This is a genomic window from Pantoea sp. B623 (assembly GCF_024814475.1).
Taxonomy (GTDB): domain Bacteria; phylum Pseudomonadota; class Gammaproteobacteria; order Enterobacterales; family Enterobacteriaceae; genus Pantoea; species Pantoea ananatis.
This window is the reverse complement of sequence record NZ_JANUXM010000004.1, coordinates 3,863,672-3,885,968: the sequence shown is the minus strand read 5'-3', so window position 1 is coordinate 3,885,968 and position 22,297 is coordinate 3,863,672. Positions and strand designations below refer to the sequence as shown.

22 protein-coding genes are annotated in these 22,297 nt (G+C 56.4%); 3 read left to right on the top strand and 19 right to left on the bottom strand.

The window, feature by feature from the left end; genetic code table 11:
• Positions 1 to 9: 9 nt before the first annotated feature.
• Positions 10 to 834: an ABC transporter permease gene (locus tag NXS97_RS20180; RefSeq protein WP_014605373.1), complete on the top strand. Its 825-nt coding sequence runs from the start codon at positions 10 to 12 to the stop codon at positions 832 to 834.
• 328 nt (positions 835 to 1,162) lie between these two features.
• Here NXS97_RS20180 and yfcD read toward each other — a convergent pair whose 3' ends face one another.
• Positions 1,163 to 1,687, bottom strand: a complete 525-nt coding sequence (gene yfcD / locus NXS97_RS20175) for an NUDIX hydrolase YfcD (protein ID WP_014594178.1) — start codon at positions 1,685 to 1,687, stop codon at positions 1,163 to 1,165.
• 110 nt (positions 1,688 to 1,797) lie between these two features.
• Positions 1,798 to 2,439 (bottom strand): glutathione transferase, encoded by a 642-nt coding sequence (gene yfcF, locus NXS97_RS20170; protein ID WP_116219888.1) that lies wholly within the window; start codon positions 2,437 to 2,439, stop codon positions 1,798 to 1,800.
• Positions 2,440 to 2,621: 182 nt separating this feature from the next.
• Here yfcF and NXS97_RS20165 point away from each other — a divergent pair, with 182 nt between their 5' ends.
• Positions 2,622 to 3,521, top strand: a complete 900-nt coding sequence (locus NXS97_RS20165) for a TIGR01777 family oxidoreductase (RefSeq protein WP_116219887.1) — start codon at positions 2,622 to 2,624, stop codon at positions 3,519 to 3,521.
• Positions 3,522 to 3,554: 33 nt separating this feature from the next.
• On the opposite strand, the gene NXS97_RS20160 is transcribed toward NXS97_RS20165, so the two are convergent.
• Genes NXS97_RS20160 through dalD form a run of 3 tightly spaced genes read right to left on the bottom strand, consistent with a single transcriptional unit; the run spans position 3,555 to position 7,734 of the window.
• Positions 3,555 to 4,835 (bottom strand): MFS transporter, encoded by a 1,281-nt coding sequence (locus tag NXS97_RS20160; protein WP_013026533.1) that lies wholly within the window; start codon positions 4,833 to 4,835, stop codon positions 3,555 to 3,557.
• A gap of 34 nt (positions 4,836 to 4,869) precedes the next feature.
• Positions 4,870 to 6,333, bottom strand: a complete 1,464-nt coding sequence (gene xylB / locus NXS97_RS20155; RefSeq protein ID WP_015699838.1) for a xylulokinase — start codon at positions 6,331 to 6,333, stop codon at positions 4,870 to 4,872.
• A 9-nt stretch (positions 6,334 to 6,342) separates the two neighbouring features.
• Positions 6,343 to 7,734: a D-arabinitol 4-dehydrogenase gene (gene dalD, locus NXS97_RS20150; RefSeq protein ID WP_116219886.1), complete on the bottom strand. Its 1,392-nt coding sequence runs from the start codon at positions 7,732 to 7,734 to the stop codon at positions 6,343 to 6,345.
• Positions 7,735 to 7,926: 192 nt separating this feature from the next.
• Here dalD and NXS97_RS20145 point away from each other — a divergent pair, with 192 nt between their 5' ends.
• Complete coding sequence (locus tag NXS97_RS20145; protein WP_014605367.1) at positions 7,927 to 8,877, top strand: sugar-binding transcriptional regulator; 951 nt, start codon at positions 7,927 to 7,929, stop codon at positions 8,875 to 8,877.
• A 5-nt stretch (positions 8,878 to 8,882) separates the two neighbouring features.
• Here NXS97_RS20145 and hisP read toward each other — a convergent pair whose 3' ends face one another.
• The 14 genes from hisP to pdxB all read right to left on the bottom strand — a co-directional run bounded on the left by hisP (position 8,883) and on the right by pdxB (position 22,207).
• The gene (gene hisP / locus NXS97_RS20140) at positions 8,883 to 9,656 is read right to left on the bottom strand and encodes a histidine ABC transporter ATP-binding protein HisP (protein WP_013026537.1); all 774 of its coding nucleotides are present in this window, start codon (positions 9,654 to 9,656) and stop codon (positions 8,883 to 8,885) included.
• Between the two features lie 8 nt (positions 9,657 to 9,664).
• Positions 9,665 to 10,381 (bottom strand): ABC transporter permease, encoded by a 717-nt coding sequence (locus NXS97_RS20135; RefSeq protein ID WP_014594184.1) that lies wholly within the window; start codon positions 10,379 to 10,381, stop codon positions 9,665 to 9,667.
• Entirely contained in the window at positions 10,378 to 11,064 is a 687-nt protein-coding gene (locus tag NXS97_RS20130) for a histidine ABC transporter permease HisQ (protein WP_014594185.1), read from the bottom strand. The genes NXS97_RS20135 and NXS97_RS20130 overlap by 4 nt, the downstream gene beginning before the upstream one ends.
• A gap of 166 nt (positions 11,065 to 11,230) precedes the next feature.
• Positions 11,231 to 12,013: a lysine/arginine/ornithine ABC transporter substrate-binding protein ArgT gene (gene argT / locus NXS97_RS20125; protein ID WP_014594186.1), complete on the bottom strand. Its 783-nt coding sequence runs from the start codon at positions 12,011 to 12,013 to the stop codon at positions 11,231 to 11,233.
• A gap of 270 nt (positions 12,014 to 12,283) precedes the next feature.
• Positions 12,284 to 12,853, bottom strand: coding sequence for a UbiX family flavin prenyltransferase (locus NXS97_RS20120; protein WP_013026541.1), 570 nt, complete (start codon positions 12,851 to 12,853; stop codon positions 12,284 to 12,286).
• 101 nt (positions 12,854 to 12,954) lie between these two features.
• Positions 12,955 to 14,472, bottom strand: a complete 1,518-nt coding sequence (purF, locus tag NXS97_RS20115; protein WP_013026542.1) for an amidophosphoribosyltransferase — start codon at positions 14,470 to 14,472, stop codon at positions 12,955 to 12,957.
• 37 nt (positions 14,473 to 14,509) lie between these two features.
• On the bottom strand, positions 14,510 to 14,995 hold the full coding sequence (cvpA, locus tag NXS97_RS20110; protein ID WP_026021019.1) for a colicin V production protein: 486 nt from the start codon (positions 14,993 to 14,995) through the stop codon (positions 14,510 to 14,512).
• Positions 14,996 to 15,260: 265 nt separating this feature from the next.
• Entirely contained in the window at positions 15,261 to 16,052 is a 792-nt protein-coding gene (gene dedD, locus NXS97_RS20105) for a cell division protein DedD (RefSeq protein WP_015699833.1), read from the bottom strand.
• Positions 16,042 to 17,310: a bifunctional tetrahydrofolate synthase/dihydrofolate synthase gene (gene folC / locus NXS97_RS20100; protein ID WP_105082792.1), complete on the bottom strand. Its 1,269-nt coding sequence runs from the start codon at positions 17,308 to 17,310 to the stop codon at positions 16,042 to 16,044. Before folC ends, dedD begins: the two co-directional genes overlap by 11 nt.
• Positions 17,311 to 17,401: 91 nt before the next feature.
• On the bottom strand, positions 17,402 to 18,316 hold the full coding sequence (gene accD, locus NXS97_RS20095; protein WP_013026546.1) for an acetyl-CoA carboxylase, carboxyltransferase subunit beta: 915 nt from the start codon (positions 18,314 to 18,316) through the stop codon (positions 17,402 to 17,404).
• A 161-nt stretch (positions 18,317 to 18,477) separates the two neighbouring features.
• On the bottom strand, positions 18,478 to 19,128 hold the full coding sequence (locus NXS97_RS20090) for a DedA family protein (protein ID WP_013026547.1): 651 nt from the start codon (positions 19,126 to 19,128) through the stop codon (positions 18,478 to 18,480).
• 25 nt (positions 19,129 to 19,153) lie between these two features.
• The gene (gene truA, locus NXS97_RS20085) at positions 19,154 to 19,957 is read right to left on the bottom strand and encodes a tRNA pseudouridine(38-40) synthase TruA (RefSeq protein ID WP_013026548.1); all 804 of its coding nucleotides are present in this window, start codon (positions 19,955 to 19,957) and stop codon (positions 19,154 to 19,156) included.
• Positions 19,957 to 20,967, bottom strand: a complete 1,011-nt coding sequence (locus tag NXS97_RS20080; RefSeq protein WP_014594188.1) for an aspartate-semialdehyde dehydrogenase — start codon at positions 20,965 to 20,967, stop codon at positions 19,957 to 19,959. The genes truA and NXS97_RS20080 overlap by 1 nt, the downstream gene beginning before the upstream one ends.
• 106 nt (positions 20,968 to 21,073) lie before the next feature.
• Positions 21,074 to 22,207 carry a 4-phosphoerythronate dehydrogenase PdxB gene (gene pdxB, locus NXS97_RS20075; protein ID WP_078828824.1) on the bottom strand — a complete coding sequence of 378 codons (1,134 nt, stop codon included), beginning with the start codon at positions 22,205 to 22,207 and terminating at the stop codon, positions 21,074 to 21,076.
• Between the last annotated feature and the right edge of the window lie 90 nt (positions 22,208 to 22,297).

The following is a 22,297-nucleotide window of genomic DNA, read 5'->3' as shown; positions in this document are numbered from 1 at the left end:
GAGCAAATGATGAAACAACAAGGTTCGACGTTGCTGCGGGTCTGGCGTTACCTGTTTAATTTTTACGGCGCAGCGGCACTGCTGTTTTTGATTGTGCCTGTTCTGGTCATTGTGCCGCTGTCGTTTAACGAAAGTTCGTTTCTGAGCTATCCGCTAAGTGGCTTTTCGCTGCGCTGGTACGAGGCCTTTTTTCACTCGAAGGAGTGGATAGGTGCGTTAATGAACAGCCTGCTGGTTGCGCCGCTAGCCACGCTACTGGCTAGCGTACTGGGCGTGCTGGCCGCCATGGGCCTGGTGCGCGGCGAGTTTCGCGGCAAAGGTCTGGTGATGGCAATCATTATCTCTCCCATGGTGGCGCCCGTCGTGATCATCGCCGTTGGTATGTTTTTCTTCTTTGCCAAACTGTCACTGCTGAACAGCTACCTCGGCCTGGTGTTAGCCCATGCCCTGTTGGGCGTTCCTTTTGTGGTGATCACGGTGGTCGCCGTACTGAAAAGCTACGACACCAATCTGACGCGGGCCGCTGCCAGCCTCGGTGCCTCTCCGCTGCTGGCGTTTCGAAAAGTCACCCTGCCGCTGATTGCACCGGGCGTTTTTTCCGGGGCACTGTTCGCGTTTGCCACCTCATTTGATGAAGTTGTCGTGACGCTGTTTCTTGCCAGCCCAACGCAGCGGACGCTGCCGATTCAGATGTTTGCCGGTATTCGTGAAAACCTCGATCCCACTATCGCGGCCGCCGCCACAATTATGATTGCGGCTTCGCTCCTGTTACTGATCGTCATGGAAGTCCTGCGGCGGCGCGGGGAAAAGATGCGCCAGCCACAGCCGGTTTAGATAACATTCAGGAAACCGGTTCCGGTTGTTAAACCGCCCACATTGTTAACGTGTGGGCGGTTGTCTGATCTGGATAGTGCGCACCCAGCCTCTGTCAGCCTGGTCATGGGCAAAATCACGCCAGGCGCTGAACGGGCGGTACCACCACAGTTTGTTGAAACGGGCCAGCATGCTGTGCCGCATGTTCTACGGCACGCGCCACGTCGTTGAGCGCAAACGGCGTTCCACTAAAAGCGGGAAGTTGATCATCAGGCGAATGAGGCGGCGATCAACGCCGCGTGCCCGCTTTGCGAACGGCCACGACCGCCCGCAAAGCTAACAGAAGGTATCAGTGACTGTTTTCGTTGTTGCGGCTCAGCCACAGGGATAAGGCTTTGAGTGAATCATCGGTAAACTCATCACAGCGGGCGGTGATTTCATCCGGGGTCATCCAGAAAATTTCATCCACTTCTTCTTCCTGCATAGCAAAAGGGCCGTGCGACACACAGCTGAATAATCCTCCCCAGACGCGGCAATGCTCATCTTCAAAATAGAATTTGCCATGTTCTGCAAAAGGCACATCCGCAATGCCCAGCTCCTCTTCGGCTTCACGCCGCGCCGATTCAAGCATGTCTTCGCCACTCTGCACTACGCCGCCAGCCGTCGCATCCAGTTTGCCTGGCATAAAATCTTTGATTTCAGTACGGCGCTGAACCAGTATTTTCCCCATACCGTCATGAACCACGATATAGGTCGCGCGGTGACGTAAGCATTGCGCGCGCATCTGCGCACGCGTGGCCTGTGCAACGACTTCATTCTCTTCGCTTACGATATCGACCCATTCGATTTCGCCACCAGCAGTTTGATCCACCATCCGTAACCCTTTCCTGTTTAGCGTGTCTTTATGCACGCGCTGTTTGCCACACCTATATCATAGTGTGTCGTAAGGTAATCACTTATGACAACTTGAGCAAGCGCCGATCGCTAGCGATTTTTGCCGCTTTCCGTTAGCCATAACTGTACTGATGCCCGCTGCCATTGAAACTCAGCATAGTGCTGCAAACGCGCAGGCAAGGTATCGCCATGCAGCGCCAGTCGATTAAGCATGACAGCCAAATCGGTATCTGCAATGCACCACTCACCAAATAAATTTTGCTGACGTTCTGGCAACAGGCGCTGAACAGCGGCAATCAGTTTTTCGACGGCCTCAACGGCTGCAGGCGACAAGGGCGCAAAGCGCTCACCGGCAAATAACACCTCGGTAGGGCGCTCCTGGCGAATGGGCATCAGATCGCTGCGCAGCCAGGCCTGAATTTGCCGGGCGCGGGCGCGTTTCTCGCGATCTTTGGGATAGAGGCGTTCAAATTCAGGGGCAGCAAAACGCTCTTCGAGGTATTCGCAGATGGCCGATGATTCACTCAGCATAAAGTCATCGACCTGTAAGGTCGGAACGCGGCAGGTTAACGACAGATCGCGATAGGCCTCAGCATGCTGCTGGTTTTGCGATAAATCGATACGCTTTACGCTAAAAGGCACCCCTTTTTCGCTGAGCGCAACATAAGCCGACATGACATAAGGACTAAAGAAAGATGAATCTGACCACAGGGTGATGGAGGGGTAATTCATCTGCTACCTCAAATAGCTGACAGGGGTGCATCATCTTTACCGATTTTTATTTCTGAAAACAACCAGGCGCTGGTCCGATGTTTGCGCTCAACTGACTAAATTACGAAGCGGCTCACGCCACACGGGTACGACTCTTCTATGATGAAGTAAGCAAAAAATAAAAAATCAGACGGAGCCGCACTATGCATATCTTAATTACCGGTGGAACCGGGCTTATTGGCCGCCATCTTATTCCACGTCTGCAACAGCGTGGCGACACGGTCAGCGTGGTCACGCGCGACGTTGCCGCTGCACGAGACATGCTGGGGGAAGATATCGCGCTCTGGTCAGGCCTGGCGCAACAGCACTCGCTGGATGGCGTGGATGCCGTTATCAACCTGGCCGGTGAACCCATCGCGGATAAACGCTGGACAGAGGCCCACAAACGGCAGCTGTGCGAGAGCCGCTGGCAGATAACGGAGCGCATTGCCTCCCTGATTAACGCCAGTACCACGCCACCGCGCGTCTTGATTTCGGGATCGGCAACGGGCTTTTATGGCAACACGGGCGACGTGGTATTAACCGAGGACGATCCCGGACAGAACGAGTTCACCCACGAACTTTGCGCCCGTTGGGAACAGCTGGCGCTGACCGCGCAGAGTGAGCGCACCCGCGTCTGCCTGCTGCGTACCGGCGTGGTGCTGACGCGAGAAGGCGGCGCGTTGAGTAAAATGAAACTGCCGTTTAAGCTGGGAATTGGTGGCCCGATTGGCAGCGGCAAACAGTATATGCCGTGGATCCACATTGATGACATGGTCAGCGGCATTCTGTGGCTGCTCGACGATGATGCCTGTAGCGGCCCTTTTAACATGGTTGCGCCCTACGCCGTGCGCAATGGGCAGTTTGCCGCTACCCTGGGTGAGGTGATGCACCGCCCGGCTTTCATGCGAACGCCCGCCAGTGCCATCAAGCTGATGATGGGAGAATCGTCTGTACTGGTGCTGGGTGGGCAACATGTGCTGCCAAAACGGCTGGAGGCGTCGGGTTTTCGCTTCCGCTGGTATGAGCTGCAGAATGCATTACAGGATGTGGTGAAAAGCTGAGGATCAGGGGAGCACTCGCTCCCCTTCCCTTTTTTACTGAGAGGTGACCGCGGTTTTCGACTTCACCGTGGAACGCAGCGCGCCGTGATTCGGTTGCGGTACGCGGATGATAAACGTCAGCACACCGGCAAACACATACAGGCAGGTGTAAGCCCACACCACGCCGACGATATCAAAGAACGGCAGCATCATGGAGGCGATGGCGGGCGCAACAAAATTGCTCATGCCTGCAGACAGGTTATACACCGAGACGGCCGCGCCCTGATGATGGGGCTCCAGCGTAGGGAAAACCGCCGTCATGGGCACAAAGGCCGCCACGAAAATGCCCAGCATCACGGCAGGAATCAGGGCGACCAGGAAATTGTGACCGGCATAGACAGGCAGGTAATAGAACGCCAGGCTGGAGATCGCCATGCCGAGGCAGCCAAACCAGCGCACCTGGCGAATCCAGCCAATACGTTCACCCATGATGCCCCAGAAGATATTGGTAAAAATGGTGACAAAAAAGAACACCGCCCAAATCTGCAACCACTCTGACAGCGTAAACCCAAGCCGATCCACAAACAGCAGCGGCATAATGATGGCAAAGCCAAACAGCGACAGCGTATTAATAATGCGGATCAGACAGGCGTAAAACACATGCTGGTTGGTGAACAGGATAGTCACCGCACGCGACATTTCCGTCATTTTTTCCCGCAGGGGTAAGTTGACGCGAGAACGATCGACCGGCACGTTGCGCAGGCTAAAATAGGCCAGCAAGCCGCCACAGGTTACCCAGCCAATCGCCAGCCAGAGCGTGCCGGTTTCACCAATAGAAGGAATGATCAGGCTGGGCAGATAGCTCCCGACCACGCCGATGCCCACCGAATACATCGCCCAGAACCAGCCCGTGGCAGCCGCCAGCCGTTCCCGTGGCAGCACCTGCACCAGCAGCAACATAAATGAGTAGATAAACAGCGGATAGGCCAGGCCACGGATACCGTAAAACAGCAGCATAAGAGGATAATTGCGCATCCCGAGCCCCAGGCTCATAAACAGGGCATGCATGACAACCCACAAGATAAAACCGATCAGCATAGCGCGCTGCGGCGTAATCAGCTCCGCCACCACACCGGATGCCCAGGCGGCCAGCGCCACCGCTAAACCGTAAAAGGTAAACACCAGCGCCGACTGCCCCGGCGTGAATCCCATATCGGTAATATGACGTGACAGGAACGCCATCTCGAAACCGTCACCTGCCATAAAAACAGCGATGGCGACAAATCCCCAGATCAGATGTTTGGGCAAGCCAAACCAGTACGCAGTAGAGTGCATGACGATCGTCCTTCTCTGTTTGGTTACAGGTTAATCAGGCCAGCGAACGGGACTGAGAGTGTTGACGGTAAAGCTCACGGAACTGAGCCAGCCGTTGCTGCAGTCCCTGACGAACCTCAGGATTGGGCAGGAAGCGCGCCTGTATCGGGGGTTTAAGACACACCTGCGCTTCATCACCGCCCGCAGCCAGCCAGGCCAGGCGCGCCGCGCCCAGTGCACCGGATGCGCTGGCGGGATGCGTCACGACAGGCAGCGCCAGCACATCGGCGATCAGCTGCGCCCACAGGCTGCTGCGCGCGCCGCCGCCGGTCAGGCTGAACTGGGTAATGGCACGCCGTCCTTCCCCTAAGACGGTCAGGCCGTCGGCCAGGCCAAAGGTTACGCCTTCGAGCACCGCATAGCCTAGTAAGGCACGCTGGGTTTCGTGCCGCAGATAAAAAAACGCGCCCGTCGCATCAGGATCGTTGTGCGGGGTACGTTCTCCAGAGAGATAAGGCAAGAAAAGCGGGGCCTGCTGTTTTTGTGCCGGACCCAGCGCAGCAATCTCTTCCAGCAGTTGGTTTTCACTGACCGAGAGCAACTGGCACAGCCAGCGCAGGCAGCTTGCGGCGCTGAGCATGACGCTCATCTGGTGCCAGCGGTCAGGCAGCGCATGGCAGAAAGCGTGCACGCCTGACTGCGGATCGGCCTGCAGCCGGTCATTAACCACAAAGATGACGCCAGAGGTGCCAAGTGAAATAAACGCATCGCCAGGATTCACGGCGCCCACGCCAACCGCCGAGGTGGCATTATCCCCGCCGCCGCCTGCAATGATGACCGACGAGGAGAGCCCCCATTCGTCGGCAATCGCCGGCCGTAACGTGCCGCTGACGGCATTCCCTTCGACGAGTGCAGGCATCTGGTCACGACGCATTCCCGTTGCGGCCAGCAGTGCCGCTGACCAGTCGCGTTTGGCGACGTCCAGCCATAAGGTGCCCGCGGCATCCGAGGGATCGGTGACAAAGCGCCCGGTCAGGCGCCAGCGCAGGTAATCTTTTGGCAATAACACTTTGCTAATGCGACGAAAGCAGTCAGGCTCATGCCGGGCCACCCAGCACAGCTTTGGGGCCGTGAAGCCCGGCATGATCATATTGCTGCTAATGTGCATGATTTCGGGATGATGCTGACCCAGCCAGTGGCATTCTGCCGCGCTGCGCGTGTCATTCCACAGAATGCAGGGCCGTAAAACTTCACCCTGCTCATCCAGCAGCACCGCTCCGTGCATTTGTCCTGACAGCCCAATCGCCTCTATCGCAGACCAGGCCAGAGGTGCCTGCTGACGCAGACGCGTGATGACCTGATGGCAGGCGCGCCACCAGTCATGCGGGTCCTGCTCTGCCCAGTGCGGATGGGGGCGCTGCACGGCCAGAGCGGCATGTTCCGATGCCACGATCTCGCCCTGCGCATTCACGATCAGCGCTTTAAGCTCAGAGGTGCCGATATCGATACCCAGATACATATTCGCCCCCTAAACTACGGCCAGCGGTTGTTCTGGCTGGACTTGCCACGTTTCCAGCCCGGCGACGGTGGTGCTAAGCCGCGCATGAAAATCCTGTGATGTGGCCAGCTCAGCAAACAGGGACGTCTGGGTCATGTAAGCCTGTAACGGATCGGCATGGGCAAACCACAGCTGAACCACTTCAGGTTGCAGCACGCCATCCTGATAGTCATAAGGCAGCTCGCCACTGGCCCAGCGTTGCAAAAACAGATAGAACAGCGCCGGGAGCACCAGGCTGGCCGCAGGCGGCGTGCCGCGCTGATAGCATTCCCGCAGCGTCGGCGTCACCATGGCGGGAATTTTTGACAGACCGTCAGCGGCCACCCGTTGGTTGGTATCTTTTATCCACGGATTGCTAAAGCGGGACAGGACAACATCCCGATACTCCGCCAGGTTGAGCGGGCTGGGTGAAAGTGAAGGTATGACATCCTGTGAGACATATTCCCATGCCATTTGGTGGATGGCTTTCTGCCGGGTGCTTTCATCAATGTAAAGCAAACCGATAAGCGTGCCCGCCCAGGCAATAGCGCTGTGGGTGGCGTTAAGAATACGAATCTTGGCTTCTTCCCAGGGCAACACCGACTCGACCAGCTCGACGCCCACCTGCTCCAGCGCCGGACGCCCGGCAATAAAATCGTCTTCGATCACCCACTGGATAAAGGACTCCGCCATCACCGGCACCGCATCATCTTTACCGGTTGCCGCCTGAACGCGCTCCGCGACGTCAGGCGTGGGACGCGGGGTGATTCGATCCACCATGGTATTCGGCGAGGTGGTGTTATCACGCACCCAGGCGGCCAGCTCATCTGCCCCTTTTGCCGCAAGGAAGGCCAAAAAACCCTGACGGAAACGCTCACCGTTATGGCGCAGATTGTCGCAGTTCAACAGGGTTACGGGCGCGCCACCGTTGGCGACGCGTGCCGTCAGGATACGCGCCAGCGCGCCATACAAGGTTCGCGCCTCGCCATTCAGATCCGCCTGGATATCGGGCTGCTGCAGGTCAAGCTCATGTTCCGGTGTTAAATAGTAACCCGCTTCGGTCACGGTGAAGGCGATCACCCGGGTGCATGGATCGGCGCCCTGCTGCACCAGCGCGCTGATCTCTTTGTCCCACGGCAGAACCTGCCGAATGGAGGTAATGGTCTCGTAGTGACGCTCGCCCTCAGGCGTGACCGTCTCCAGCACATATTCCCCTTGCTGGGCGGTTAGCTGCGTCAGTAACGGCGTTGCGTCATCGCGGATATTGCCCAGCGCGATATGCCAGCGGCTATCGCCCTGCTGCATCAGGCGGTGCAGATACCATGCCTGATGGGCACGATGGAAAGAGCCTGCGCCGATATGCATCCAAACTGATGGTGTCATCATGACCTCTTTAGGCATTTGTTTAAATTAAGGGCATTTGCCCGATGCACATATGTTAATCAGAGGTAACGTCGAGGTTCTGTGATTAATTTCACATTTAAGACATTGGCCCGTTAATTGAGCTTTTGCCCTGATAGGCTTTTAAACAGATTGCGCGATAAAATGGCGATCCGCAGAGAAGGGAATGGCGCAATGAACAAAGAAGAGAAGAAACAGGAGTTGGCGGCACGTGCCGCCTGGATGTATTACGTCGCTGGGTTAACACAGCAGGAGATCGCCCGGGCACTGGGATTGTCGCGCCAGGTGGCCCAGCGTTTGATTTCCGGGGCGCGTGAAATGGGCATGGTCAGCGTAAAGATCGCCCACCCCGTGACGCACTGCCTGCGTCTGGCGCACGACGTGCAGGAGAAATTTGGCCTGCAGCACTGCCGCGTGGTGCCTTCCGGCGATCTGGACGACAATGCCATACAGCAAATGCTGGCGGTAGAAGGCGCAGAGGTGATGTCGCAGTTTATCAATAACGACGAGCCGCAGGTGTTTGGCATCGGTTCGGGGAAAACCCTGCGTGCCATTATTGATGCGCTTCCCTGGGTTGAACGACCGCAGCATCACTGTGTTTCCATGATTGGGGCCATCGCCCGCGACGACTCAGGCACCCGCTACGACGTGCCGCTTAAGCTGTCTGAAAAAATGCAGGGCAAGTATTTCTTCATTCCCGCCCCGCTGTTCGCCGACAGCCCAGACGACAAGCAGATGTGGTGCCGGCATCAGGTCTATCAGCGCGTGGTCAACCGTGCACGACAGGCCCACGTCACCTTTTTGGGAATTGGGGAGGTCAATCCCGGCTGCCCGCTCCATGCCGAAGGCTTTATCACAGACAGCCAGGTGCAGGCGCTGAATGCGCGCGGCGTGGTCGGGGAAATGCTCGGTCATTTCTTCAATCAGCAGGGCGAACGCGTGTTAGGGGAAACCGATGCGCTGTTAACCAGCGTGGCGCTGGAAAGCCAGACGACGCGCAATATCATCGGCTTTGCCGGCGGGGAGCGAAAATATGCCGCTATTCAGGCGGCGTTGAACGGCGGCTGGATATCGGGCCTGGTGACCGATGAAGCCACCGCCGTGCGCCTGCTGAATAACCGATAGCTTGCCTACTTAAGCGATCCCTTCAGGAACTGCTGTAAGCGCGGGCTCTTGGGCTGACCAAATAATTCAGCCGGTGGCCCCTGCTCCTCAATTTTCCCCTGATGCAGGAAAATGACGTGGCTGGAGACGTGACGGGCAAATTCCATTTCGTGCGTGACCACCACCATGGTTTTCCCCTCTTCGGCCAGCTTCTGCATAATACGCAGCACTTCGCCGACCAGCTCAGGATCCAGGGCTGAGGTGGGCTCATCAAATAACAGCACCTCCGGCTCCATCGCCAGCGCGCGGGCAATGGAGACGCGCTGCTGCTGCCCTCCCGAGAGATGGACGGGATATTTTCCCTGCGCGCGCTCGTCGATGCCGACCTTGTTCAAATAGGTAATCGCGCGCTCACGTGCCTGCGCTTTACTCAGGCCCAGCACCTGAATCGGCGCTTCCATAACGTTTTCCAGCACCGTCATGTGGCTCCACAGGTTGAAATGCTGAAAGACCATGGTCAGACGGGTACGAAGCAGGCGCAGCTGCTCCTTGTCTGCCACCTTCAGTTGGCCGTCCGTATCGCGTACCAGGGTAATAGCGGTCTTGTTGACCACAATGGTGCCTTCACTCGGCTTTTCGAGGAAGTTAATACAGCGCAGAAAGGTACTTTTCCCGGAACCCGACGAGCCAATAATACTGATGACATCGCCCGCATTGGCGTTCAATGACACACCTTTTAATACTTCATGTTCACCGTAACGTTTATGCAGGTCGGTGACGCTTAATTTGTTATCAGCCATAGTCTTACTCAATGCGATGAAGAAGGTTTCACGTGCGCCAGCCAACGACGTTCCGCAAGACGAAACAGGCTAATCAGCACGTAAGAAATAATCAGGTATAACACGGCCGCAATGCCGAACGCGGTAAAGGGCTGATAGGTTGCCGCGTTAATGTCCCTGGCGATTTTCAGCAAATCAGGCACGGTTGCGGTAAAGGCCAGTGCGGTAGAGTGCAGCATGAGTATGACTTCGTTGCTGTAAACCGGTAAGGCCGTGCGCAGTGCAGAAGGCAAAATAATGCAGCGATACAGTTTAAAGGTCGAGAAGCCATAGGCTCGCGCCGCTTCGATTTCACCGTGTGGCACGGCACGAATCGCCCCGGCAAAAATTTCCGTGGTGTAAGCGCAGGTATTAAGGGTAAATGCCAGTAGCGTACAGTTCAGGCCGCTGCGGAAAAACGCATTCAGTAGCTCTGTGCCTTTCACGATTTCCAGCGTATACATGCCGGAATAGAACACCAGCAGTTGCACATAGAGTGGCGTACCGCGAAACACATAGGTAAAGAGCCACACCGGCAGGCTGATAAAACGATTGGGTGATACACGCGCAATCGCCAGCAACACGGCCATGCAGCCGCCCAGTACGACCGAGACAATCAGCAGCCATAGCGTAATCGCCACGCCTGTGAAGCGATAACCGTCTGTCCAGAGCAGCGACTTCCAGTATTCGTGAATAATCTCGATCATAGCTCCGCCCTCTTCACGCCGACCGTGTAGCGGCGATTGAGCCACCAGAGAATGCCGTTAGACAAGGTGGTAAAGACCAGATAAATCACGCCCGCCACGATAGCAAAATAAAACGGCTGCCAGGTGCTTTTACCTGCCAGCTGCGTGGCTTTTACCACATCCTCCAGCCCCAACAGGGAAACCAGCGCCGTGGCTTTCAGGATCACCTGCCAGTTATTACCGATGCCGGGCAGCGCGTAGCGCATCATCGCAGGGAACAGGATACGGCGGAAAACCTGCGAACCGGTAAAACCAAACGCCGTGGCGGCTTCAATCTGCCCTTTTGGCACCGCCATAAAGGCGCCACGGAAGGTTTCGGTAAAATAGGCGCCATAGATAAAGCCCAGGGTGATGATGCCAGCCACCATGGGATCGATATCGAACTGGGCCAGGCCAAGCGCATCGGTGAGATGGTTGAGAGCGATCTGCAGGCCGTAGAAAATCAGCAGCATCAGAACGAGGTCGGGCACGCCACGAATCAGCGTCGTGTAGCCCTCAAAAATCAGTGACAGCAGGCGATTGCGCGACAGCTTCGCGCCTGCGCCAATCAGACCCAGGATCACCGCCAGCAGCACCGAGCTCAGGGCGAGCTCAAGCGTAACCAGCGTGCCTTTTAAAATGACATCAGAGTAGCCATACAACATGGAAAAGGTCCTGTCGTGGGGTGGAAACGACGCTGCGCAGTCGTGCAGACGGGCAGCGCAGCTTCTGTTCTCGCATAGCCGATGACACAGGGTTGCTCCGACCAGAGGGATCGGGACAACCCAGGGCTTATTCTGTTATGCGAACAACAGAGGCGAGGACGACAGATCAGTCACCGTACACGTTGAAATTAAAGTATTTCTTCGCAATTTTGTCGTAGGTACCGTCTTTACGCATTGATTCAAATGCTTTATCGATGGCCGCTTTCAACTCGGTATCGTCTTTACGTAATCCCATACCGGTTCCGACACCGAAGATTTTATCGTCTTTCACGGCCGGACCTGCGAACGCATAGCTTTTACCGACAGGCTGTTTCAGGAAGCCTTCGGCGGCCTGAACTTCGTCCTGGAAGGCGGCGTCAATGCGGCCGGCGGTCAGATCCTGATAGACCAGATCCTGGTTGGCATAAGGCGTTACGGTTACGCCTTTTGGACGCCAGTACTCATTCGCGTAGGTTTCCTGAGTAGTGCCCTGCAGCACGCCGATGTTCTTGCCTTTCAGCGCCTCAGGCGTCGGCTCGATTTTTGATCCTTTCGGCGCGACTAAGCGTGCGTTAGCGGCATACAGTTTGTCTGAGAACGCAATCTCTTCCTGACGTTTAGCGGTGATGGACAGCGAGGAGATGATGGCATCGATTTTCTTCGCTTTCAGCGACGGAATCAGCGCATCAAAATCGCTTTCTACATAGGTACACTTGGTCTGGATACGTTTACAGATTTCGTTAGCCAGGTCGATATCAAAACCAACCAGCTGTCCTTGCGCGTTTTTCGACTCAAACGGCGGATATGTTGGGTCAGTGCCGACACGAATCGAGGTCGGTACTGCTGCAAATACGCTGGCCGCACTGGACAGGCCCAACATTAAAGAAAGAGCCAGAACACGCTTCTTCATAGATTACCCTCAAGTAAATTGCTTATTGTTATGTGATGCATGATGTGTGTTTGCGACGAACACTGCCTTTTCCTGTGCATGTTTCATGCCAGTTCTGCAGTTTTGCCGTCTGCCCAGCCGCCCGTTTGGTGACGAAAAGACTGGGTTTGTGAAAGGAATATATCAGTGATGTCGCAGAGAAAAAGCGATGTTGTGAACTTTTAGTTCAAGAAATGCAGGAACAGTGATCGCTCCCGCGTTTCTGCACCAAAGAAGGGCGAAAGAACACGCTTATGCACCTTGCCAGCGCACAAACAAGTCCTGCGGTAGTTCAATATCAAACTGATCAATGACCCGATTAACGGTCTGATCGACAAGCTGTTCGATAGTGGTTGGACGGTGGTAAAACGCCGGCACCGGCGGCATGATGATGGCCCCCAGTTCGGCCGCGGTCGTCATCATGCGCAGATGACCAATATGCAGCGGGGTTTCACGTACGCACAGGACCAGTTTACGCTGCTCTTTCAGCACCACGTCTGCTGCGCGCGTCAGCAGCGAATCGCTGTAGCTGTGAACAATACCGGACAGGGTTTTCATTGAGCACGGCAGGATCACCATGCCCAACGTTTTGAACGACCCGGAGGAGATACTGGCGGCAATGTCCCGCACGTCATGAACCACGTCGGCCAGCGCCTGGACGTCCCGCAGGCTGTAGTCGCTTTCCAGGCTCAGCGTCTGACGTGCCGCATGGCTGATGATCAGATGGGTTTCCACGTCGCTGATCTGCTGCAAGACCTGCAATAGCCGGACGCCATAGATCACGCCGCTTGCGCCCGAAATACCAATAATGAGTCGTTTCATCGTTCAACCTTGCAGTGGCAAAGTGCACCATAATAGCGCAGACCGGCAGAAAACACAGAGGGCGGGATAAATCCCGCCCTCCTTTTTACATTCAGGTTCGCTTACCCTTCGTTATGCAGTTCGAGGTTTTCGACTTCGTTTTGACGGGCGATGGCTTTCGCATCGTCGTTACGCAGGGATTCCAGATATTCAAGATAGCCCTGATCGACGTCTTTCGTCACGTAGATGCCGTTAAAGACGGAGCACTCAAACTGCACGATATCCGGGTTCTCTTCCCGTACGGCTTCGATAAGGTCATCGAGATCCTGGAAAATCAGCGCATCTGCTTTGATAATCTGGCGAATCTCTTCCACTTCACGGCCGTGGGCAATCAGCTCGGTCGCGCTGGGCATATCAATGCCGTAGACGTTAGGAAAGCGCACTTCCGGCGCGGCAGACGCAAGATAGACCTTTTTCGCGCCCGCCTCTCGCGCCATCTCGATAATCTGCTCGGAGGTGGTGCCACGAACAATTGAGTCATCAATCAGCAGCACGTTCTTGTCGCGGAACTCAGCGCGGTTAGCGTTGAGCTTGCGGCGAACGGCGCTGCGGCGCAGTTGCTGGCCCGGCATGATAAAGGTGCGGCCCACGTAGCGGTTTTTCACAAACCCCTGACGGTAAGGCTTATCAAGGATGCGGGCGATTTCCAGCGCGGTATCCATCGAGGTTTCCGGAATGGGAATCACCACGTCGATATCCAGATCTTCCCACTCGCGGGCGATCTTCTGACCCAGCTTGGTGCCCATGCGCACGCGGGCGCTGTAGACCGAAATCTTATCCAGGAAGGAGTCCGGACGCGCAAAATAGACGTATTCGAACAGGCAAGGATTGTTTTTTGGATTTTCGGCACACTGACGGGTTGAAAGCTGCCCCTGCTCAGTGATGTAAACCGCTTCACCCGGTGCCACGTCACGGATAAATTCAAAACCCAGGGTATCCAGCGCCACGCTTTCGGAGGCGACCATGTACTCGGTACGGCCATCGGCAATGACGCGTTTGCCCAGCACCAGTGGCCGAATGCCGTTAGGATCGCGGAAGGCGACCATGCCGTGACCGATGATCATCGCCACCACGGCATAGGCGCCACGCACCTGCTGGTGGACGGCAGCGATGGCGGCAAACACGTTATCGGCTTCCAGCGGATAGTGCTGAAAACGATCCAGTTCCTGCGCAAAGATATTCAACAGGATTTCAGAATCGGAGGTGGTATTAACGTGACGACGGCCTTTTTCGAACAGCTGCTTACGCAGCTCGTGGGCATTGGTCAGGTTACCGTTATGGGCAAGGGAAATACCGTACGGCGAGTTAACGTAGAATGGCTGGGCTTCAGAAGCGCTGGAGCTGCCCGCGGTAGGATAGCGTGCGTGACCAATCCCCATGTTGCCTTGTAAACGTTGCATATGACGCGCTTCGAAAACATCGCTGACCAGACCATTAGCCTTACGCAGGCGGAAGCAGTTCAGCGCATCGATGGTACAAATGCCTGCGGCATCCTGCCCACGGTGCTGGAGCACCGTTAACGCGTCATAGATCGACTGGTTGACCGGCATGAAACCGGTGATACCGACAATACCGCACATGTTGTCATTTCCTCATTAAGCCGTACGCCCGGTGGTCTCACCGGGGCAAAAAACTCGACGTGCTTTTCAGGTAGTCAAAAAACCACCTGATTATAGAACTGAACTCGGGAATAAGTTGAGACTGCTGCCAGTCCGGGCTCTTTGAAAAGCCCGTGAATGTATCCAGGAAGAACAGCAGAGCGGCCACGATGAGCACACCACGCAATGCCCCGAAACAAACGCCTAATACCCGATCGGTTCCCGACAGGCCAGTTTTCTCAACCAGCGAGCCGATAACGTAGTTCACGATTGCGCCCACAATCAGGGTCGCGATGAACAGCACCGCAATCGCGATTCCGTTACGAACCAGTTCGTCGTCAAAACCTGTGAACCAGACTGCAAGGTAGGCATAGTAATGACTGGCGACAAAAAACGCGCATCCCCAGGTAACAAGAGATAAGGCTTCGCGGACAAACCCTCGAACCAGGCTGACCAAAGCCGAAAAACCAACTACCGCAATAATGACGTAATCAATCCAGATCATGAACTCTTCCAGCGCCAGTGCCATTGCACCCCTGCTTCCAGTTCGGGGCGCATTCTAACAGAAAAAGAAAACGTTTGCGTAGGGGTTTTCAGGTTCTGCATCCATAAAAAAGGCGATGAAAAAATCCGTCTTCGCCTGTGTCATTTTCACCCCGCTAACAGGCTGAAAAGTTGTCAGAAATTTAGCGTTAAGCCGGGTCAGGCACTGCCGTTCTCATCCCGATTGGCGCTGCCTGTTATTTCTATCGGCAGCGCCAATCGGCGCTTTAGCGGGCGCTGTAAGACTTAACCACGCCGCTCAAGCCTGAAACGTTCTTCAGCTCGCCGACGGCCGCCTGCATCTTGGCTTTTGACGCATCCGGCCCCACATAAATGCGGGTGATTTGCCCCTGCACGGGCGTAGACGGCACGGTATAGGCCCGGTAACCCGACAGGCGCAGTTTCGCCACAATCTCGTTAACCTTGCTGGCGTTCTTGAGTGCGCCTAACTGAACAACGTAAGCCTGACCGGCAGGCTGCGTTTCTTTGGGCTGCTCCGCAGGCGCGGTTTTTTCCGCCGGCTGCGACTGCTCGGCCGGTTTAGTTTTTTCAACAGGCTTAGCCTGCTCAACCGGTTTGGTTTTTTCTACCGGTTTGCTCTGCGTCTGCTCGACCGACTTCGGTTTAGCCTGCTCAACCTGTTTGGGTCGGGTTGGCTCAACCGGCCTGGCTTTCGGCGCTGTCGTGGCCGGAGACGAATGGACCGGTGGCGGTGAGACCACGCTCGGTTCGCTACTTTGCTCGGGCTGACTGCTGCCCTCGGCGGCGGCATCATCATCCGTATCAGAATGGCTGACCGCACTGCCTGCGCCTGCTGGCGGATGTGCAGGCAGCGACTGCGTCACCGGCGGCACCATTTCGCTGTCCTGCTGGTCATCGGGTTTGGGCACCAGCGGGATCGCGGCAAATTCTTCTTTATAATGTTTTTTCTTACCATCCAGCAGCCCCGGCAATACGATCACGCCGACGGCCACCAGAATAACGGTACCGACTAAACGGTTTTGAAACTTACTCGCCACGTCCTTTCTCCGTTTCAATCGATTCCATAACCTGCGCCACCGTCAGGAAAGAGCCGCAGACCAGAATAATATCCTGCGCTTCCGCCTGCTGGCGCGCCTGGTGCCAGGCCTGTTCAACATCCGCAAATGCCTGAGCGGACGTTACGTGCGCCATGAGCTGCTCCGCGCTGGCACCGCGCGGACCGGCCAAGGGTGCGCAATACCAGCAGTCCACCTGAGGTGCCAGGGCCGCCAGAGTACCGGCAATGTCTTTATCGTGCAGCATCCCCACAACCGCATGGACGCGTCCGCTTTGCGGCAATGCAGCCAGTCGCGAGGCCAGATAGGTCGCCGCATGCGGATTGTGGGCAACGTCCAGAATCACCCGTGGGGATTCGCTGATGGTCTGAAAGCGTCCCGGTAAAATCGCCAGCGGCAGATGCGCACGAATGATTGCGTCGCTCACGTTAAGCCCGGAGGCGCGCAGCGCCACCAGTGCGGTAGCCGCATTCGGCAACGGCACCTGAGGCAGCGGTAAATCATGCAGCTCGCCTTGCGCATCGCGCAGCGACCAGCTCTCTGCCTGCTGATGATAGTGCCAGTCGCGCCCGTGCTGCATTAACCGCGCACCTTTTTCACGGGCAACCTGAGCAATTGTGGCAGGCATATCAGGTTCACCGACCACGGCGGGTTTCGCCTGGCGGAAGACACCGGCTTTTTCCCGGCCAATACTGTCACGGTCCGGGCCAAGCCAGTCGGTATGATCCAGCGCGATACTGGTAATCACCGCGACATCCGCATCGACAATATTGGTCGCGTCCAGCCGACCGCCCAACCCGACTTCCAGAATGACGACATCCAGCCCCGCCTGCTTAAACAGGTTAAGCGCCGAGAGCGTGCCAAATTCAAAGTAGGTCAGAGAAACCGTACCCCGTCCGGCCTCAATGTCGGCAAAACTGGCGCTGTGTTGGGCTTCACTGAGTTCCTGCCCCTGAATCCGGACGCGCTCGGTGTAGCGCACAAGGTGCGGCGAGCTGTAAACCCCAACCCGATAGCCGGCTGCCATCAGTAAGGTTTCCAGGGTGCGACAGGTGGTACCTTTGCCATTGGTGCCCGCAACGGTAAAAACGAAGGGTGCAGGCTTGAGCAGGTCCAGACCTTGCGCCACCTGGCGAATACGATCCAGGCCCAGTTCAATCGTCTGAGAGTGGAGGTGCTCAAGATAATAAAGCCACGTGGCCAAAGGCGACGTGGCTTGAGGAAGGTGAAGATTGTCCATATGTCCCGTTTTGCAAATTTATACCCGATGAAAGCCGCAAGGTATACGGTGCATTGGTGGAAGGCGCGACCTGCGCGCCTTCTGTCTCCTGTCAGGCCTCGTTGCTCTCCGGATGGCTCGTCGCAGGTGCGAACGCTTCACCGTCGTGCAGCGGTGCGGGCAGATTCATCATTTTTGCCAGCAGACTCGCCAGTTTATAGCGCATTTCCGGACGACGAATGATCATATCAATCGCCCCTTTCTCGATCAAAAACTCACTCCGCTGGAAGCCCGGCGGCAGTTTTTCACGAACGGTCTGCTCAATCACACGTGGACCCGCAAAGCCGATCAGGGCTTTAGGTTCGGCAATATTCAGATCGCCCAGCATCGCAAAGCTGGCAGACACGCCGCCCATGGTCGGGTCGGTCAGCACCGAAATATACGGCAGACCGCGTTCCTGCATTTTCGCCAGCGCGGCACTGGTTTTGGCCATCTGCATCAGCGACATTAACGCTTCCTGCATACGCGCACCGCCACTGGCGGAGAAGCAGATCAGCGGGCAGTTATCTTCCAGCGCCTGCTCAACAGCCCGGACGAAACGTGCGCCAACCACCGATCCCATTGAGCCGCCCATAAAGGCGAATTCAAAGGCGGCCGCCACAACCGGCATACCGTGCAGCTGACCTTTCATCACGATCAGCGCATCTTTCTCATTCGTGGCTTTCTGTGCAGCAACCAGACGATCTTTATACTTTTTGGAATCCCGGAACTTCAACAGATCCTTGGGTTCCAGCTCGCTGCCCAGCTCAACCAGCGTGCCCTGATCGAGCAGGCTCGCCAGGCGCTCACGGGCATGCATGCGCATGTGGTGGTCGCACTTAGGGCAGACCTCAAGATTACGCTCCAGCTCGGCACGATAAAGTACCTGGCCACAGCTGTCGCATTTCGTCCACACTCCTTCCGGAATACTGGCGCGACTTGTGGGCGTAATGTTGCTTTTATTAAGAATGCGTTCAATCCAGCTCATTGATGACCTTTCTGTTTAAAACTGACCTGGTCCAGTCGTCTTGATACTGCTGAAAACCGCTTCAGCAGACGGTAAATGTCGCTCATTAAACCACAACCAATTAAGACTGTGGATAAAAATCTGGTCTTACCCCTGAGCAACGCGGCTACTCAGGGATAATTTTACTGCTTAGCCTGGCGGCGATGGCGCCAGATTTCAATCACACCTGGCAGAATCGACACCACGATGATCCCGAGGATAAGCAGCTTAAGGTTTTCCTGTACCACGGGCAAATCGCCAAACAGATAACCCGCATAGGAAAACAGCAGCACCCAGGCCAGCGCGCCCGCGACGTTAAACAGGGCGAAGTGGCGGTAGGACATGTGCCCCATTCCGGCGACGAAAGGCGCAAAGGTCCGCACGATGGGCACGAAGCGCGCCAGGATAATGGTTTTCCCACCGTGCCGGGCATAAAAGGCATGGGTTTTATCCAGATAGCTGCGGCGGAAAATTTTCGAGTTCGGGTTGCTGAACAGCCGTTCGCCAAAGAGTTTGCCGATGGTGTAGTTCACGGCGTCCCCCAGAATAGCGGCGATGACTAGCAGCGCCACCATGAGATGCACGTTGAGATCGTTACCCGGCAACGCGGCCAGCGCCCCTGCCACGAACAGCAGTGAATCACCCGGCAAAAACGGCGTGACGACTAAGCCCGTTTCGCAGAACAAAATCAGAAACAGGATGGCGTAGATCCAGATGCCATACTGCGCGACTAATTCGGCCAGATGCACATCAATGTGCAGAATAAAATCGACCACAAAATGGATAAACTCCATAACGATCCCTTGTACGTAAGGTTAATTAATCCGCGAGGAACAATGGCCCCATCGCCGGCTGAGGTAAAGCAAAATGCACGGGATAATCCACCGCCACCAGATAAAGCCCTTCGGCTTTCGCCGTTGCCGCCGCCAGCGTGCGATCTTTAGCCGCCAGCAGTTCCGCCATCCAGGATTCTGACTGATTGCCGCAGCCAATTTCCATCAGACTACCGACAATATTGCGCACCATATGGTGCACAAACGCATTGGCTTTAATATCGACAATCACATAAGGCCCGTGGCGCGTGACGTTCAGGTGCATCACGTTGCGCCACGGCGTTCGCGACTGACACTGCACGGCGCGGAAAGAGGTAAAATCATTCTCGCCCAGCAGGCACTGTCCGGCGCGCTGCATCTTTTCTACATCCAGAGGATAGTAAAAATGCGTCACGCCATTACCCAGAATCGCCGGACGGAGCCGCTGATTGTAGATCAAATAGCGATAACGCCTGGCGGTTGCGCTAAAACGCGCGTGAAAGTCGTCCGGCACCGCCTTGACCCAACGTACGGCGATATCGTCTGGCAGATTGGCGTTCACGCCCAGCGTCCAGGCGGCATCGGCGCGCTGCGCAACGGTTTCAAAATGTACTACCTGGCCGGTGCCGTGTACGCCAGCATCGGTGCGGCCGGCACAGAACACGCTGACCGGATGGTCGGCCACTTTCGACAGCGCCCGTTCCAGCTTTTCCTGCACGCTGCGCACTTCCTGCTGACGTTGCCAGCCATAGTAGCGGCTGCCGTCGTACTCGATGCCCAGTGCCAGTTTTTGTGTCTGACCTTCTGACATCAGTACATGTACTCCTGAACCAGCTTCTCAGCGGTCTTCACCGCCATCAGCGCACCGCCGAAACGGACGTTGTCGGCCACCGACCAGAACTGCAACAGCTCAGGAATGCCGTAGTCGTTACGCACACAGCCAATGCTCAGTTCATCGCTGCCCGAAGCATCGGTAACCGGCGTCGGCACCGCATCCTCTTCGCTCAGATGAATATCCGCAGCCAGCGCCAGCTCTGCCCTTGCCTCTTCCGCCGACAGCGGGCGCAGGTTTTCAATATGTACGATCTGCGCATTGCCATAAAATACCGGCGCCTGAATGCTGCTGACCGCCACGGGCAAACCCTCGTCCTGCAGGACTTTGCGTACCTGATCGACCAGGCGGCGCTCGCTTTCTACGCTGCCTTCGCTATCTGCCAGCTGCGGCAGAAGGTTAAAGGCCAGCTGGCGGCCAAAGTGGTGCTCGTCAGCGGGCACGCCGTTCAGCAGACGCGCACTCTCACCGGCCAGCGCATCCACGGCCACTTTGCCGTGGGTGGAGACAGAGATCAGATTGGTGACCTGTAAACGGCCCAAACCTGCCGCATCCACCAGCGGTTTGATTGCCGTCAGCAGTTGACTCACCAGATTATCCGCCACGCTGATGATGTTGCGATTACGGTAATCGGCCAGCACCTGTGGATTCACATCCGGCACCACCAGCGGCACGTCCGGTGACAGGGCAAACAGCTCGCTGCTGTCGATCACCAGACAGCCCGCGCCCGCCGCCTCTTCGGCATAGCGTTCTGATGCATCGCGACCGGCAACAAAAAAGGCCAGCTGCGCCTGTGACCAGTCAAACCCGGCCGCGTCTTCAACGCGCACAGAACGTCCTTCAAAACGTTTGATTTCACCGGCACCGTTGTCGCTCGCCAGCAAATACAATTCACCAACCGGGAACTGGCGTTGAGCCAGTAGTTCCAGTACAGCGTTCCCTACTGCGCCTGTTGCGCCCAGTAGCGCAATATTCCAGCCGTCAGACATGTTGGTTTACCTCAGACAATGACATAAAAACAGAAGGCGGTGATGTCACCGCCCGGGGATTCAGAATTATCCCTACCTTCAGCCGCGCGTTACCCGGCTGAACCCATCAGGTTGAGGATAATATGGCGTTAAAGCCCAGCTGAATAAGCTGCTCAGCGGTGGCTTTATTATCACAGTTCACCTGTAATGATGACCATTCGCGACGCTCTTCATACTGTTTGCGCAGGCGGTCAAACTCGCCCGGTTTTGCCGCCACTTTTCGCAGAGGCGCATCATCGCGGCGCACATCATACACCAGATGCACTAACCGTTTCAGCGTTGGCTGGTCGAGCGGCCCGTTCAGGCTGATCTGGCTGAATTCCGGCGTCGGTAGCAGGCTACTCAGCGGCACCTGCTGCGGTTGACCAATAAAGTCACACCAGGCCTCAAAAACCTGGGTGGTGCCGCGCGCCTTGCCCTCCAGGGTGTAACCAGCAATGTGGGCCGTCGCGATATCCACCTTATCCAGCAGCGCCAGGGAGAGATCCGGTTCAGGTTCCCAGACGTCCAGCACCACGCTGAGATCGTGACGCATGTTCAGGACTTCCAGCAGCGCGGCGTTATCCACCACCGGGCCGCGGCAGGCGTTAATCAGAATGGCGTTGGGCTTCAGGGCCATCAGCCGCGCGGCATCGGCCAGATGCCAGCTCTTGTAGGGGCCAGATTTAAACAGCGGCGTATGAAACGTTAAAATATCGGCCTGCTCCACCAGCGCATCGAGCGAGTGAAAATCCTCTTTGTCACCCCGGTCAGCGCGCGGCGGATCGCACAGCAGGGTTTTTACGCCCCAGGCTTCAAGGCGTTTCTGCAATCGCCCGCCCACGTTACCGACGCCCACAATGCCCACCGTGCGATCGCGCAACTGAAAACCGTCGCGCTCCGCCAGCAGCAGCAAGGCAGAAAAAACATACTCTACGACGGCGATCGCGTTACAGCCCGGCGCGGCAGAGAAGGCAATGCCCGCCTGCTCAAGCCAGTCTTCGTCAATATGATCTGTGCCCGCGGTTGCCGTGCCGACAAACTTTACGGGCTTGTCCTGCAGTAACGCAGCGTTAACCTGGGTCACGGAACGCACCATCAGGCCATCGGCATCGGCCAGTTGGGCTTCAGGAAGCGGCCTGCCAGGGACAGCGACCACCTCGCCCGTGCGGCTGAAGAGTTCACGGGCATAGGGCATGTTTTCATCGACGAGAATTTTCACCACGGCTTTCCTGTGTGTTGCATTTAAGGGCGCTATTTTGGCACAAAAGCCCCGCGTTAGCCTAACCACGCTGTGCAGTGAGTGCTAAGG